This window comes from Pseudomonas sp. LFS074, from assembly GCF_047978165.1.
In the GTDB taxonomy this organism is placed as follows: domain Bacteria; phylum Pseudomonadota; class Gammaproteobacteria; order Pseudomonadales; family Pseudomonadaceae; genus Aquipseudomonas; species Aquipseudomonas putida_P.
The window spans coordinates 1465398-1481253 of record NZ_JBFPFV010000001.1 but is presented as its reverse complement, the minus strand read 5'-3'; the positions used below and the strand labels follow the sequence as shown (position 1 = coordinate 1481253).

General features: G+C 59.6%; 13 protein-coding genes and 1 pseudogene. 1 reads left to right on the top strand and 13 read right to left on the bottom strand.

Annotated elements, in window-relative coordinates; genetic code table 11:
• The first annotated feature begins 252 nt into the window (after window positions 1–252).
• Window positions 253–1069 (top strand): annotated as a pseudogene (locus tag ACNQP3_RS06830) (IS5 family transposase).
• A gap of 127 nt (window positions 1070–1196) precedes the next feature.
• On the opposite strand, the gene rfbA reads toward ACNQP3_RS06830, so the two are convergent.
• From rfbA to ACNQP3_RS06765, 13 genes are all read right to left on the bottom strand, one after another.
• Window positions 1197–2078, bottom strand: coding sequence for a glucose-1-phosphate thymidylyltransferase RfbA (rfbA, locus tag ACNQP3_RS06825; RefSeq protein ID WP_060514368.1), 882 nt, complete (start codon window positions 2076–2078; stop codon window positions 1197–1199).
• A 5-nt stretch (window positions 2079–2083) separates the two neighbouring features.
• Window positions 2084–2980, bottom strand: coding sequence for a dTDP-4-dehydrorhamnose reductase (gene rfbD / locus ACNQP3_RS06820; RefSeq protein ID WP_069942129.1), 897 nt, complete (start codon window positions 2978–2980; stop codon window positions 2084–2086).
• Window positions 2977–4047, bottom strand: coding sequence for a dTDP-glucose 4,6-dehydratase (gene rfbB, locus ACNQP3_RS06815; RefSeq protein ID WP_060514303.1), 1071 nt, complete (start codon window positions 4045–4047; stop codon window positions 2977–2979). Before rfbB ends, rfbD begins: the two co-directional genes overlap by 4 nt.
• Window positions 4048–4149: 102 nt before the next feature.
• On the bottom strand, window positions 4150–6147 hold the full coding sequence (locus tag ACNQP3_RS06810; RefSeq protein WP_071892061.1) for a polysaccharide biosynthesis protein: 1998 nt from the start codon (window positions 6145–6147) through the stop codon (window positions 4150–4152).
• A 58-nt stretch (window positions 6148–6205) separates the two neighbouring features.
• Complete coding sequence (locus ACNQP3_RS06805; protein ID WP_071892058.1) at window positions 6206–7219, bottom strand: MraY family glycosyltransferase; 1014 nt, start codon at window positions 7217–7219, stop codon at window positions 6206–6208.
• On the bottom strand, window positions 7216–8187 hold the full coding sequence (locus tag ACNQP3_RS06800) for a UDP-glucose 4-epimerase family protein (protein ID WP_071892054.1): 972 nt from the start codon (window positions 8185–8187) through the stop codon (window positions 7216–7218). The genes ACNQP3_RS06805 and ACNQP3_RS06800 overlap by 4 nt, the downstream gene beginning before the upstream one ends.
• Window positions 8187–9287, bottom strand: a complete 1101-nt coding sequence (locus ACNQP3_RS06795) for a DUF1972 domain-containing protein (protein ID WP_071892051.1) — start codon at window positions 9285–9287, stop codon at window positions 8187–8189. The genes ACNQP3_RS06800 and ACNQP3_RS06795 overlap by 1 nt, the downstream gene beginning before the upstream one ends.
• Window positions 9277–10368 (bottom strand): glycosyltransferase family 4 protein, encoded by a 1092-nt coding sequence (locus tag ACNQP3_RS06790; RefSeq protein ID WP_060514298.1) that lies wholly within the window; start codon window positions 10366–10368, stop codon window positions 9277–9279. The genes ACNQP3_RS06795 and ACNQP3_RS06790 overlap by 11 nt, the downstream gene beginning before the upstream one ends.
• Window positions 10365–11072: an acyltransferase gene (locus tag ACNQP3_RS06785; protein ID WP_060514297.1), complete on the bottom strand. Its 708-nt coding sequence runs from the start codon at window positions 11070–11072 to the stop codon at window positions 10365–10367. Before ACNQP3_RS06785 ends, ACNQP3_RS06790 begins: the two co-directional genes overlap by 4 nt.
• Window positions 11069–11917, bottom strand: coding sequence for a hypothetical protein (locus tag ACNQP3_RS06780; protein ID WP_060514296.1), 849 nt, complete (start codon window positions 11915–11917; stop codon window positions 11069–11071). The genes ACNQP3_RS06785 and ACNQP3_RS06780 overlap by 4 nt, the downstream gene beginning before the upstream one ends.
• Window positions 11877–13142: a hypothetical protein gene (locus ACNQP3_RS06775; RefSeq protein WP_183593937.1), complete on the bottom strand. Its 1266-nt coding sequence runs from the start codon at window positions 13140–13142 to the stop codon at window positions 11877–11879. The genes ACNQP3_RS06780 and ACNQP3_RS06775 overlap by 41 nt, the downstream gene beginning before the upstream one ends.
• A 2-nt stretch (window positions 13143–13144) precedes the next feature.
• Window positions 13145–14581 carry a group 1 glycosyl transferase gene (locus tag ACNQP3_RS06770; RefSeq protein WP_177335347.1) on the bottom strand — a complete coding sequence of 479 codons (1437 nt, stop codon included), beginning with the start codon at window positions 14579–14581 and terminating at the stop codon, window positions 13145–13147.
• A 3-nt stretch (window positions 14582–14584) separates the two neighbouring features.
• Complete coding sequence (locus ACNQP3_RS06765) at window positions 14585–15856, bottom strand: O-antigen translocase (protein ID WP_060514294.1); 1272 nt, start codon at window positions 15854–15856, stop codon at window positions 14585–14587.

Here is a 15856-nt window from a genome sequence, read left to right as displayed (position 1 = left end):
ATGAACGAATTGTATATCTAAAGCTTTCGGGAACCAAGCACATGTAAAAATGTCGCATGATGTCGACTCAATAAGAATGGCTGCGCTCTTCAATTTAACAGACCCATCCGGAAACCCTGCATACCGAGCTTCACGCGGTCCTCATTGGTTTTCGGCTCATTTCAGTCTGTACCTCCCCGCAGAAGTCCATTTGGCGCCCTTCGAGGTCTGAGATTTTGTAGAGTCTCCGTCATCAGCGGAAGGAATTCTTTGATGGCAACGCGTTACGAATTCTCGGATGAGGACAGGACTGTGGTTCCCAATCTATTCAGCGAAACCAACGGGCGGGGGGGGGCGCAGCCCGAAAGATCGCCTTATGCTCGATGGCGTGCTCCGGGTGCTCTGTACTTTGCTCAGTTGCCGCGTGGCGAGATATGCCAGAACGCTTTGGCCCGTCGTCAACGGTCTATCACCGGTTCCGAGGCAGGCAAAAAACACAGGATATTCAATCAGATACTTAGACGCTTGTACCAGCGATGGGATGAGCAAGGCGTGATCGGTTGACAAATGTGGATATTCGACTCAATCGCCGTACCTGCTACCAAAGCCTCATCTGGCACTGGGAATAAAAGGGGCCTGACGGTCATGCTTTAGACCCCAGTCACGGTTGTATAACAATCAGAATCCACATGCTTTACCACAACAACGCGACACCGTTGCGCTTCCTTTTTTCTGGCGGTCAAGCCAGAGACATCAGCTACGCTCATCCACTGTTGGACGAAGTCAGTACTCCATTGAGCCAATGGTGGCCGCTCGCACAAACACAGTAAATGGCTTTTTCCCAGCAACGGCTACGCAGCTATTGCGACCTATTTCGAATGCAACACGTCAGGCCGCTGCCTTCAATGAAGCGCAAAACCAAGTATGCCTACCACGACCGTTTATTTGACCCACGTGCAGACAGCACAACATCCTCGAATACATGTACGGCTGGCAGAACGAGACCCGCCCGATAGTTATCCGCTGGAACAAGCTCACGAGAAGCTATTCCGCTATGATCTCGCTGGCTTGTTCCATGCGGTGTTGGTGACATCTCTTTAGCTTTCAGCAATCAAGCATCTAGAACAAAACAGGGGCACCGTCAGCGGATCGCTGTGTGCTCTCAGCATGGACTTCTCAGGAGAATAGTTGGGCCAATCCATAAGCAACCCGACTTATCAATAAACCCTATCCCCCACCAACCGCTTCAAATACTGCCCATACCCATTCTTGGCCAACGGCTCAGCCAGCTTCAACAGCTGCTCCGCCCCAATCCACCCCTGCCGGTACGAAACCTCCTCCGGACAAGCCACCTTCAACCCCTGCCGCCGCTCAATCGTGGCGATGTACCCGCTAGCCTCCAGCAGCGAGTCATGCGTCCCGGTATCCAGCCAGGCATACCCGCGCCCCATGATCTCCACGGACAGCCGGTTCTGCTCCAGGTACACCCGGTTCAGGTCGGTAATCTCCAGCTCGCCTCGAGGAGAAGGCTTGATGCCCTTGGCGATTTCGACCACGTCCTTGTCGTAGAAGTACAAGCCGGTTACGGCATAGCTGGACTTCGGCTTGGCGGGCTTTTCTTCCAGGCTGATTGCCTTGCCCTTGTCATCGAACTCGACCACACCGTAACGCTCGGGGTCGTGCACGTGGTAGGCGAACACGCTGGCGCCTTCGCCGCGGTCCATGGCGTTGCGCAGCAACTGCTGGAAGTCATGGCCGTAATAGATGTTGTCGCCCAGCACCAGCGCCGACAAATCGTTGCCAATGAAGTCTTCACCAATCAGAAACGCTTGCGCCAGGCCGTCTGGCGAGGCTTGCACGGCGTAGCTGATGTTGATACCCCACTGGTGGCCGTCGCCCAGCAGTTGCTCGAAGCGAGGTGTGTCTTGTGGGGTGGAGATGATCAGGATGTCCTGAATGCCCGCCAGCATCAACGTGGTCAGCGGGTAGTAGATCATCGGTTTGTCGTACACCGGCAGCAGTTGCTTGGAAATTGCCAGGGTCGCGGGGTGCAGGCGGGTACCCGACCCGCCCGCCAGAATGATGCCTTTACGCTTCATAGTGGTCATTTCTCGTGTATTTCCGTGAGCATGCGGGCCACTCCCTGGCGCCAGTCTGGCAGGTTCAGGGCAAAAGCCTTCTGCAGTTTGTGGGTATCAAGACGTGAATTGGCCGGTCGCTTGGCCGGGGTCGGGTAGGCGTCGGTCGTCAAAGGGTTGACCTGTTCGGCGTGGGTTTTCAACGCCACGCCTTGTGCCGCCGCCTGCTCGAGCACGAAGCGGGCATAACCGCACCAGGTGGTTTCGCCGCCAGCCGCCAGGTGGTACAGGCCGGCCAGGGCCGGGTTGCGACGGGTGGCGGTGATGGCGTGGGCGGTGATGTCGGCGATCAGTTCGGCGCCAGTCGGGGCGCCGTGCTGGTCGTCGATCACGCCCAGGCTGTCACGTTCGCCGGCCAGGCGCAGCATGGTTTTGGCGAAGTTGTTGCCGCGGGCGGCATACACCCAGCAGGTGCGGAAGATCAGGTGCTGGCAACCGGCAGCCTGGATGGCTCGTTCGCCTGCCAGCTTGCTTTCGCCATAGGTATTCAGCGGGCCAACTGCGTCGTCTTCGCGCCAGGGCTGGGTGCCCTGCCCAGGGAACACGTAGTCGGTGGAATAGTGCACCAGCAGTGCGCCGCAGTCGGCGGCAGCACGGGCCAGCACGCCGACGGCTTCGGCGTTTACCTTGAAAGCTTGCTCGCGGTCGCTTTCGGCCTTGTCGACGGCGGTATAGGCGGCGGCGTTGACGATGACATCTGGGGCGTAGGCGCGCACGGTTTCGGCCAGGCCTGGCAGGTTGGCCAGGTCGCCGCAGTGCGCCTGGCTGCGGCTGTTCAGCGCCAGCACCTGGCCCAGCGGGGCCAGGCTGCGTTGCAGCTCCCAACCTACCTGGCCGTCCTTGCCCAGTAGCAGAAGTTTCATGCCGAGCGCCCTGCGTAGTTCTTCTCTACCCAGTCGCGGTAGCTGCCGGACTGTACGTTCTGCACCCACTCCTGGTTGTCGAGGTACCAGGCCACGGTCTTGCGAATGCCGGTTTCGAAGGTTTCAGCGGGTTTCCAGCCCAGCTCGCGCTCCAGCTTGCGGGCATCGATGGCGTAGCGGCGGTCATGGCCGGGGCGGTCGGTCACGTAGGTAATCTGTTCGGCGTAGGGCTTACCGTCGCCGCGTGGGCGCAGTTCGTCCAGCAGTGCGCATACGCGGTTGACGATTTCCAGGTTGGGCTTTTCGTTCCAGCCGCCAACGTTGTACACCTCACCGGTGGTACCGGCTTCCAGTACGCGGCGAATGGCGCTGCAGTGGTCTTTGACGTACAGCCAGTCGCGAATCTGCTGACCGTCGCCATACACCGGCAGTGGCTTGCCGGCCAGGGCGTTGACGATCATCAGCGGAATGAGTTTTTCCGGGAAGTGGTACGGGCCGTAGTTGTTCGAGCAGTTGGTGGTCAGTACCGGCAGGCCGTAGGTGTGGTGATACGAGCGCACCAGGTGGTCGCTGGCGGCCTTGCTGGCGGAATACGGGCTGTTTGGCTGGTACTGGTGGGTCTCGGTGAAGGCCGGTTCGTCGGCGGCCAGCGAGCCGTACACTTCGTCGGTGGATACATGCAGGAAGCGGAACGCCTGGCGTGCCTGGTCATTCAAGCCACCCCAATGGGCGCGGACGGCTTCCAGCAGGCGGAAGGTACCAACGATGTTGGTTTCGATGAAGTCTTCGGGGCCGTGGATAGAGCGGTCGACGTGGGACTCGGCAGCAAAGTTGACGATCGCGCGCGGCTGGTGCTCCTGCAGCAGGCGGGCTACCAGCTCAGAGTCGCCGATGTCGCCGTGCACGAAGATATGGCGCTTGTCACCCTGCAGGCTGCTCAGGGTTTGCAGGTTGCCTGCGTAGGTGAGTTTGTCGAGGTTGACCACAGGCTCATCGCTACCCGCCAGCCAGTCGAGCACGAAGTTCGCGCCAATGAAACCCGCACCACCAGTTACCAGAATAGTCATCGTTCAGTTTTTCCCATTTCCCGCTGTCAAACTTCACTGCGTTTGAAGTTCATATGGGCGTTGCTTTGCAGGCAACACCTGTTCTGTTTGTTTGTGCCGCGCTCAGGGCTCCAGACGCCGACGCTGGTACAGCCAATCGACAATTTCCCCGCCGGGCACATAGCCGCTCACGGTGTCGCGCAACAGCTGGCGCACGGTGGCGAAGTCATCGACCGAAGAGGCGGCCCGCAGCGCCTCCAGGCGCTGCTTCAGCACATCCCAGGGCAGGTAGTCTTCGTTGGCGCTCATGATCATGGGGTGGCGCGTGGCAATCACGTTGTCGCCGATCAGCAACTCTTCGTAAAGCTTCTCACCCGGGCGCAAGCCCGTGAAGTTGATGGCGATATCGCCCAGCGGGTTGCGCTCGGAGCGAATGCTGAAGCCGGACAGGTGAATCATTTTTTCCGCCAGCTCCACAATCTTTACCGGCTCGCCCATGTCCAGCACGAACACATCCCCACCCTGCCCCATGGAGCCGGCCTGAATCACCAGTTGCGCGGCCTCGGGAATAGTCATGAAGTAGCGGGTGATTTTTGGGTGGGTCACGGTCAGCGGCCCGCCAGCCTTGATCTGCTTGTGGAAGAGCGGGATGACCGAGCCCGACGAGCCCAGTACGTTGCCGAAACGCACCATGGTGAAGCGGGTTTTGTTCACCTGCGACACGTTGCCGGTGTCGCCCATCAACACGGGTGCCAGCTCGCGGCTAAGGGCCTGCAAAACCATTTCGGCCAGGCGCTTGGTGCTGCCCATCACATTGGTGGGGCGCACGGCCTTGTCGGTGGAAATCAACACGAAGTTGGCAACACCGGCCTGCAGCGCGGCCTGGGCGGTGTACAGGGTGCCGAACACGTTGTTCGACAGGCCTTCGGCAATGTTGTGCTCGACAATGGGCACATGCTTGTAGGCGGCGGCGTGGTACACCGTATCCACTTGCCAGGCACGCATCACGTCCAGCATCTTGGCCTGGTCACGTACCGAGCCGAGGATCGGGATCAACTGCACGGCCAGCCCTTCGCGAACGATGCGCTGTTCCAGCTCGCCGGCAATGGTGTACAGGTTGAATTCACTGTGCTCGAACAACAGCAAGGTACGCGGGGTTTGCCCGAGAATCTGGCGGCACAGTTCGGAGCCGATCGAGCCACCGGCGCCGGTCACCATCACCGTCTGGTCGATGATGCAGTGCTGCAACAGGTCGCCTTGCGCAGGCACCGCGTCGCGGCCCAACAGGTCGGCGATGTCCACTTCCTGGATGTCGTCCACCTTCACCCGGCCGCTGGCCAGGTCCATGAAGCCGGGCACACTGCGCACGTGCAGCGGGTAGCCTTCCAGCAGGTTGAGGATTTCACGGCGACGGCTGCGGCTGACCGAGGGCAACGCCAGCAGGATTTCTTCGGCAGCAGTGTCGTCGATCATGCGTTGCAGCTGTTCTGGCTGATACACCTGCAGGCCGGCGATCACCCGGTCGGTGATGCTGGCGTCGTCGTCGATGAACGCCACCGGGCGCATGGCCTTGCCCATGCGCAGGGCCGCCACCAACTGGTTGCCTGCAGAGCCCGCACCGTATACAGCTACCCGTGGCAGGCCGTCATCACGGTTGGCGAAGGGCACGTGCTGCACGGCGGTGGCGAACCAGTCACCGAGGAAGTACTGGCGCATGGCCAGGCGCAGGCCGCCGACCATGATCAGGCTCAGCCACCAGTAGTTGAAGGTGATCGAGCGTGGCACCACGTTCTGGTGGTTGCTGGCCCAATAGATGATGAAGCCCAGGATCAGCGCCGACAGGGTCACGGCCTTGATGATGGCGATCAGTGCATCATTGCCGAAATAGCGCATCACCGCCCGGTACAGGCCAAAGCGGATGAACAACGGAATCGAGATGATCGGCGCGGTGATGAACAACCAGGTGTGATCACGAACAGGGTTGGCCAGGTCGTCGATACCCAGGCGCACGACAAACGCCATCCACAGCGCGAACCAGACCAGAACCACATCCGTCGCTACCTGAATCAGCCGTTTGTGACGTCGAGGTAGTCCAAGCAGTCTTGAGCGCAGCTTATCCATAAAACCTCTTAGGGCTTTCCAAAGTGACATGTCTACTGTCTTCGTCCTATCACTTTAGCTAGTGTTCGAGTTCACCGGCGCGCCAGCGCACGGCCAGATATGCCAATGGCAGGTAGGCGATGATCACGCCCCACACGCCGTCCAGGCCCAGTAACAGCACACACAGGGCTACCGGCAGTAGCCAGAACAGGTTGATCACTGCCACCGCCAGGGTGACCGGTAGGTGTTTGCCATAGTGCCGCGAGGCAAACTGGTAAGCGTGGCTGCGGTGTGCTTCGTACACCTTGTCACCGCGCAACAGGCGGCGGATCAGGGTGAAAGTGGCATCCACGACGAACACCCCCAGCAGGATCAACCAGCACCAGAACAACTGCGGCGAAGCCCATGCGGCCTGCAGCGACAGGCCCGCCAGCACGATGCCGAGGAAGCCGCTGCCGGCGTCGCCCATGAAGATCTTGGCTGGCGGGAAATTCCAGAAAAGGAAGCCCAGCGTGGCCGCAGCCAGCAACAGCGGCAGCGCCATCAACTGCGGCACACCGGCCAAGGCCGACAGCAGCACCATGCCCAGGCAGGCGGTGACCGCTTCGACGCTGGCAATACCATCAATGCCGTCCATGAAGTTATACAGGTTAAGCATCCACACGGTGTAGAACGCCGCCAGAATGAAGCCGAACCACTGCAGGTCGAGGGTAAAGCCGAACACCTGCAATGGCGCCAGGCCACCCAACCAATACAGCATCCACGCGGCTGCAGCGAAGTGGCCGAGCAAGCGCCAGCGGGCCGCGATGTGCCCGTGGTCGTCCATGAAGCCGATGACCGCGATCAACGCCCCTGCCCCACCAATGGCAACCAGCGCCGCCAGCGGCACGGCACCGACCAGGCCCAGCACCGGCAAGCAAGCCAGAAAGCTCAGCACAATGGCCACACCGCCTCCCCTTGGCGTAGGCACGGTGTGCGAACTGCGCGCGTTGGGCACGTCGATGATCTGCTTGTTCAGGGCGTAGCGCCGCAGTGCTGCGGTCAACAGCAGGGATGCACCTGCGACCAGGGGGATAAGCCACCATGCCGTCATTTGTCTTGCTCTTTCAAAAAGTTGAGTGCCGTGGCCCGCAATGCCTGGTCCACGTCCAGCGGGGGCTGCCAGCCCAGCAATTCACGGGTTTTGCCACTGTCTACCTGCAACGAACCGCACAAACGCTGGGCCAGGGCGCCCTTGCCGGCCAAGGTCGCCGCCCCCTTCAACCAGGCAGCGGGAACGGGCAGCAACCTGGCGGGCTTGCCCAGTGCCTGGCCAAGCCGTTGCAGCAACTCGGTGGTGGACAGGTCGTGGCCATCGCTGGCCATGAACGTCTGGTTGGCCGCTGCCGGGTGATCGATACAGGTAAGCAGCAGGTCCACCAGGTTATCCAACGCCACCAGGCTGCGCTTGTTGTGAATGGCGCCGAATGGCAGCGGCACGCCTTTGCTCAGCCAGTTCATCATGCTGCGGAAATTGGCTTTTACGCCTGGGCCATACACCAGAACCGGGCGCACGATTACCACTTCCAGCCCGGTTTGCGCTGCCAGTTGGCGCAGGCCATCTTCGGCTTCACGCTTGGAAATACCGTAGGGGTCTGATGGCGCAGGGGCTTCGTCGGCCGAAAAAGGCTGGCGGCCGTCGGTGGTTTCACCGTTCACCTTCACCGAGCTGACAAAAATGAAGCGCCGCACGCCGGCCTGGGCAGCTGCCCGGGCCAGGCTCAAGGTGCCTTCAACGTTTACCCGACGGAACTCGGCCAATGGGTCGGTTGCGGTTTCCCGCATCACATGCACGCGCGAGGCCAGGTGAATCACGGTGTCCACTTGCTCGAAATGGCCGGATGCCACATCCACCGCCGCGAGTTCCCTGAAGGGCTGGTAGTCGACACCGGCCAGCCGCTGGCCGGGCAGCTTGCGCACCAACGCCCGCGGCGCCCAGCGGGCGTCGCGGGCTAGCCGCTGCAGCAGCACCGTGCCGACGAAACCACTGCCGCCTGTGACCAGAATGCCTTGCTCGACCATCAACGATTACCCAGCAGGCGGATGAACACACTGCGGTACTGCTCCGCCACCACCGACCAGCGATAACGGCGGTTGGCAATTTCATGCAGGCGCGTCGACAGGTTTGCACGCGCCTCGGCATCGCCCAGCAGCGCCTGCACATGGTTGCGCAGCGAGGCGCTGTCGGCAAAGTACAGGGCCTGGTCTTCGGTGGTGGCGCGGTTGAACGACACATCAAAGGCCACCACCGGAAGGCCCAACCACATGGCTTCCACCAGCGAAGGGTTGGTACCGCCGGCGCTGTGGCCATGCAGGTACACCGTGGCATTGCTGCGCAGCGGGCTCAATTGCTCCACATCGTAGATCGGGTCCAGCAGGTGAATGTTGCTCACCCCTTCATACTGCTTGCGCAGTTGCACCCCGTATTCGCTGTGGTTCCAGTTGCCGATAATCGCCAACGGCATGCCAGACCCGGCAAAGGCCTCGAGAATGACATGGATGTTGTTCTCCGGCTCGATGCGGCACACCGTGAAGGCGTAAGGTGCAGCAAGGAACGGGTACGCTTGACGGGCTTGCACGCTCGGCTCGCCGGCTCGGGCCTGGTCACCACCGTAGGCAATCAATTCGCTGGGCTTGTTGTATTCGGCGGTCACGTATTCCTGCAACACCTTGTTGTCGGTGATGACAGCGTGAGCAAAGCGCACCGCCACTGCTTCGGAAAGTTTCAGGAACCAGCGGGCGAAGTTGGACCACTTGGCGCGCTTCCATTCATAGCCGTCGATGTTCACCACGATCGGCTTGCGCGTCAGTAGACGCATGAATGGCAAGGCGATGCAGCCGGAAACCCCCAGGATCAGCATCAGGTCATGCTTGCGGTACGCGTGCAGCATGCTCAGCACGTCGTACGGAATGCTTTGCACGCCATTGGCCTTGAGGTTCAGGTAAACCAGACGGGCACGTTCAAAAAACTTCGGGCGCTGGGGGTAATGCGGTGCGCTGCAATACACGGTGAGTTCACAGTCACTGGGCAGGTTGCGCACCAATTGTTCGGTCAATGTTTCCCAACCACCGTATTGAGCGGGCAAACCTACCGTACCAATCACTGCAATCTTATAGGTCATCAAACACCATCACGATATTTTTCTGGAAGTTGGCGGTGGAAAACTCACTCGCTTTCATGCGTGCGTGCTCGGACAATGCCTGGCACGCCTGTGGGTCCTGCGACAGGCGCGCAACCGTGCGCAGCAACTGTTGGTGGTGCTTCGAATCGATCTGGTAACCCTCTACCCCATCGCTGACCAGTTCGACCGGGCCGCCTACCGGGGGCACGATGGTGGGAATGCCGAATGCCATGGCCTCGAGAATGGTCAGGCCAAAGGTTTCCACCCAGCCATCCACATGGGACAGGTTCAGCACCAGGCTGGCCTCGCGGTAAAACTTCGCAACATCTGCGCTGGCCGGGCTGAGCACCAGGTTTGCCGGCAGCGCCTTGCCTGCGAAGTAGCTATCCACTTCCTGCGGGCTGGCGTTGAGTACCAGGGTAAATTTCAGCAGCGGGTCGCCAGCCAGCGCTGTGGCCAGGGCGACAAACTCGTCCACCCCTTTGTAACCCTTCAACGACGCCAGCATCAGCACATTGAAACGGCCGGCATGCAAGTGTTGGTACGGCGTGGCCATCGCCTGCTGTTGAAAGCCCTCGGCCAGGCCGTTATACACAGTCACTGCTGGCACCCCGGCCACACCCTCTTGCACCTGCAGGTACTTCGACACGTAGACCACCTTGCTGGCACAGCCGGCTATCACCCGGCGCAAGAACGCCTTCAACAGCGCTGGCCGAATGGAGGTTTCGTGCACGTGGTACACCACCTTGGCACCGCGCAAGCGTGCAGCCAGGGCGGCGCCAAAGGGCAGCATGGTGTTGATCAACACCACGTGCCCTGGTTGCACGCGGCGCAGCATGCTGAAGAACAACGCCACCTGAGAGCCGGCATAGGCCAGCAAGGTCAGCCAGCGGTTGTCGAAACGCTTGTATGCAAACTTGCAGGTGCGAACCTGCAATTCGTCGAGCACGCCGTGGCCACTGCTGCCTACATGCAGCGTGCAATCGGCGCCACTTTGCTGAAGTGCGGTAATAGTCTGGTTCAGAACCCGGGGGCTACCACTGTAGTCATTCAGTAGATGGACAAAGTGCAACGTTTTCATGCCGCCCCTTCTTCAGCAACCCGCGCCTTGATGAACTTGGCCGGCACACCGCCATAAATCGAGTTCTTGCGGTAAACACCCGCAGCTACCACCGCCCCTGCAGCAAACACGCAACCGTCTTCGATCACCGCGCCATCAAGCACGGTTACCTTGGCACCGAGCCAGCAGTTGCGGCCAATCCTGATGCCCTGGCGGGTTACGCCTTGCAGGCGGATGGGTTGCAGCGGGTCTTCGAAGTTGTGGTTTTCCGAGTGAAAGCTGACAAAGTTGCCGATGATGGTATCGCTGCCAATCTCGATGCCGCCGGCGCAACCCAGGAAGCAACCGGCACCCAGGCCGACGTTGTCGCCAATCACCAGGCCCTTGCCGATGTTGGCCAGGCTGCCGGTGCATTCGATGATGATGTGCTTGTTCAGTGACACGGCGGTGCCGAAGCGTATGCCGTCATTGGACAACGCATCCACAAAGCAGCCTTGATCGATCACCAGCCCGGGGCCGTAGTCGATCTTGCTTACTTCCTTCAGGGTTACCCCCGAGCCGATGAACGCCAACCGCCGCCGGCGCAGGCGAATCACCCCGCGACAGGCCATCAGCAGCTTGCTCACGATCAGCCCAAGCAGGTAGCCCGACGAGATCCGCCGGTCGATTACCATTGGGCGCTTCTTGACCAGCAACACCAGTTTTTCGAGCAAGGCATGCATCATTTCACGGCCCTCACCTGGGTAAACAAGGCTTTGACGAAGGCCGGGCTGCGGTAGGCAACCGCCTTGCGGATAGCGGCGTAGACCAGATACAGGTCAAGCAGGCCGCGCTGCAGCAGGCTGTGGGAATGAAAGCTGATGCGCAAACCGTGAATCATTTCTTCAAAGCGGAACAACGCGCGCTCAGGGGTATCGGCGCTGTGCTCGGACAGGTCGTGGGCAATTTCCACATCCAGTACGCAGGCCTTGGAGTAATAGCCTTCGTAGCGGATGAAAAAGTCGGTGTCGGTGGCATAGAAGCGCAGCCGCTCGTCGTAGAACGGTTTCATGCGCTGGAAGCACTGGCGAGTGAAAATCAGCCCGCTGTTGATGCCAAGCAGGTTTTTCGAGGCCACCAGGCCGGGGGCCACATCGGGGGTAAGGCGGCCCATGAACAGCCAGCGCTGGCCGGGGCTCACCAGTTGCCCATGGCTGACCAAGCGGGGCATGAACACGCCTACCTGATCGCCGTCTGGCGCACTGCGCACCTGGCCGATCTGCGCCAGGCAGCTGGACAGGCGAACGTCCGAATAGTTGGTATCGTCGTCCGAGATCATGAAAAGCTCGACGCCAGCAGCGAACGCCTCTGCGGCGACCTGGTTGTAGATCACCGACAAGCGTTGATTGTGCGCCTCGTACCAACGCACACCCGGGCACGGCTGCGCCACGCCAGGCGAGTTGTTCCAGACGTACAGTTGCAGGTCGATACCCTCTTCATGCAGCAATGCCTGCTGTGCAAGCAGCGACTGCAGGGCAATCGAGTCCTGGCTAGTTTTCCGATACAGAACGATCAGTACTGCCAAGCTCAACTTTTGTTCTTCTGTTTTCACCAATGATCACCATCACCACGATCGCGAATATGTAAAGGACCACGCTGTTCGTATAGGACTGGAAAAAGAACGAGCTCAGGAAGAACGGGTAGCTGGCAATCACGAAGTTGCCCAAGCCGTTTTTCCACGCGCTGGCATGCGGCCTGTCCCGAACGATGATCGTCACCAGCTTGTGATACCAAAGAATCAACCCCGCCATGATCAGCGCCCCGACCCATCCGCAGGTGGCCAGCAGGTTGAGCCAGAACGAGTCGAACCAGTACGGCTGGCCTGGCCCTACCGAGCCGAAGCCATAGCCCATCGGGTGCGCATTCAGCACCTGGTACATATGCAACCACTGGCGCTCACGGTCCAGTGCGGACAAATCCTGGGTGTAGCCCATCGACAGGTAGGCGAAGATCGCCATGGTCAAGCCAAAGAACTGCAGGTAACCCAGCAGCGAAATCAGCCAGGCCGTACGCAGCACCCTGGTCACCACCAGCATCGCGCAGATACACACCAGGCCGATCATGGCCGTACGCACCGAACCAATTGCGATCAACACACACAGCAGCAAAAACGCAGCGCTCAATAGCAGACGCCGGGTAAGCGACCAATCGCGCCCGCTGAGCAACACAGCCAGCGTCATGGCGGCGGTGTTCAGGATGACAGCGGAAAACTCCAGCGTGCCGGTGAAAAAACCGGAAATCCGCGGCAGCCCGTCACGCATCGAGTTATAGGGCTGTAGCTCGTAGCCTTTGGCGCTTAGCAACGGCCAGTACCAGAACTGCTCGACCGAGGCGATGGTCAGGTACTGGTACAGTGCATACAGGCCGGTGAGTACGCTCATGGCCAACACCGACCAGTACACATGGCGCAGCTTTTTCTCGGTCGACACCGCCTGCGCCCAGATGGCCACAGCCATGCCGACAAACACCGGCACGGCCAGTGCACGGAACATACGCACCGATCCCGCACTTAAGTCGCCAAACAGCAGGTACAGGAAGGCGAAGAACAGCACAATCAGCAACGACCGGCCGACTTCGAGGTTAACCATGCCACGCGCAGTGATGCTGGCCAGGGCACGCAGTAAGAGCCACATGACCAGCAACAGGCTGATCATTTCACGCCAGCCGGCAAAGGCGCTGCCCAGCCCCAATGTCAGGACGATGTAATCGCTCAAGAAAAGCAGGCAGAACAGCACGCCGATAAAGATCTTGATCACACTCACCCTCGCGCTCTAGCAAACCTGGCCAGCCGCAACAGCGTGACCTTGATCAGGATCTTGATGCGCGGCACCCAGGCGTAGGAAAGCAGCGTTCGCAACGCCAGGTTTGTGTCCATACGGCACAGGGCGTCGAAAACATCCGCAGGGATCATGCTAGTGACCTTACCTGTCGGTTTCATGAAATCGAGATTGCCCGACCACGGCAGCATGGCCGTCAGCTGGTTTTCGCTGTATTCACCCCGTTCGATGCAGGCCAGGTAGCGCGCTTTCACCGCTTCCACCGAGTTCACCTGTTGCACGGCTTCGACCACCGCTGCGCTGGGCTGCGGTTGCTCGATGCTGGCCAGCAACTGGTCGACGCTGGCCACCTTCAGGCTGTCTGCAGGGGAATAGCCCTGAATCGGCGCAACCAGCCCAACACAACGCCGGCCCTTGAGCAATTGCTCGGCGAACGCCGTACCGCCAGGTATCGGGTAGCTGTCCAGGTAGAAGTCGGCTTTTTCCGCAAAGGCCAGGTAGTCCTTGTACGGCAGGTGGCGGCGAATGAAAAAACGTCTGGGGTAACGCAGTTTCACTGTCCACCACCAAGTGTTGGTCAGTGGGTTGGCACCAATGATCCAGCACTCGGCGCTCGGGAACCTGTCAAGAATGGCCTTAATCGATGGGCGCATGTCCAGCCCGCCATGGGGCTTGTACTTGGCGGCAGAGGCTGCGCTGAACACCTTGATCCGCTCATGCGCAGGCACAGCGTCCGGCACCTTTGCTCCGCTGGTTTCAATCGGGATCGCCAGGAAGCTCTTTTGGCAGGTGAGGTGCTTATTCTTGTCCAGGTGATGCCCGTAGGCGCTGATCTCGAAGTACACATCGGCCACCGAAGCACCAAAGCTGAACACATGGTCCGCGTGGTTGACAAAATACACCGTCACCGCAGCGCCACGCTGCTGTTTCAGCAGGCCACAAGCAACGGTGGTGATTATGTCGTCCGGATGGATATGCAGCACCACCTTGTCGTATTGGGCTAGGGTGTCGACAATGGATTGCAGCCGGGCGCACGGGTCATCGCCATGCGCCACTTCGATATGGGCAAAATAGCCGGCCAGCCGTTCGAGCACCTGGGGTTTAGCGCTGCGTGCAACCAGCAGGTCCACAGGCTCTTGGTGCATGTGCGCCAGGCGCTCCATCAGTCGGGTGTGCCCGCCTTGCAGGTAGGGCTCGCTGACCACATGCAGGCAACCCCGCGATTTGCCGCTGGCAGCCGGTACCGTGACCTGGCTGGCGCACTGGGCGACCAGGTGGCGCTCCAGTGTTGCAGCATCATAGATACCCAGATCCACCGCCCACAGCAGTGCGCCATAAACCTGCGCCTGTATCAGGGCTTGGTCAGGTTCGCCGTCAAGAATGCGTCCGTGTAACTGTTCGATGACGTCCTTCATCATTACTCAGCTCCGCGCCGTATTCCCAACAATGGTGTGCAAACGGCGGAACACCGCAAGATACATGACTATTCCGTACAGCAGGTAGTTAACAGCGTAGGCAAGGGTAACCTTTTCATATCCCCACAACTGGGTTAAATAAACCGTCAATGCGTACAGCGAGAGCGTCGAAAGAATCTCTGTCACCAGATACAACCGAGTAAGCGCCTTGCCTAGCATCAGGTAGGCCATCAACCAACTCACTACCTTCAAGCTGTCTCCGACCATCTGCCATGCGAACAGTTCACGCATGGGCAGAAAGGACTCAGAGAACAGCACGTGAATGATGAAATCCCTGAGCAGATATATGACCAGGCCAGCGGAGACAGTCAAAGGCAGGATCAGCTTATACCCCTGTATGATTTCCCTACGCAGCTCACCTGCATCAGAAAGCTCGGAAAGCCTTGGCAGGTAATAGACGGCCAGTGTTGTGGTGATCAGCATGAGGTAGGCCGTGCTCAGACGCCACATGGCCTCCCAATAACCTGCATGATCCCACCCGAATTCCGTGCCCAGATAGTCACGGATGAACACATGGCACACGGGTATCGAGCACGCTGTCACCACAGCCATCAAGGCAAACTTGCCAAGCCTGGACAGCGACTGCTTGTCCAGCTCCCCGATGAAGTCGGTGATGCGGAACCATTGCGTTCGCATGCAAATGACAAGTGTGGCCATAAAGCTCAATGACTGGTAGACCGCCAGCGAAACCAACGCTCCGTACAGCCCCAGCTTTACTGTCAACGCACAGGTCACTGCCAGCGATATCAGGCTGCCAAGAATGTTGGCGAGTACATAGCGCTGCACATCCTTCTTGCCGTTCAGGATGCCGAGCAGCAGTGAGTTGAACGCAAAGAACACCAAGGTGCAGGCAAACCACACCAGTACAGGTGCAAGCGTTTCGTCATTGAAAAACCAGCCTGCCAAAGGTGCCTGCAAAACCACAATCAGCACGGCCAGCACCGCCGAGATCAGCAGTGACAGCGTGCCGGCGGTACGCCAGATCTTGCGTTGCTCAACCGGTTCATCCGCAAACTCCGCCGTGTACTTGGTAACGCCGGTGCTGACAGCACCACTGGCCAGAGTGGTGAACATAGTCACGGCATTTTGCAGCTGCCCGATAGCAGCGTATCCCGCTGGCCCTACATAAAGGGCCAGCACTTTGTTAAGCCCCAGCAATGTCGCCATCTTTACAAAAACAGCAATAGCATTCAGCAAACTGGTCTTGATCAACGTCAT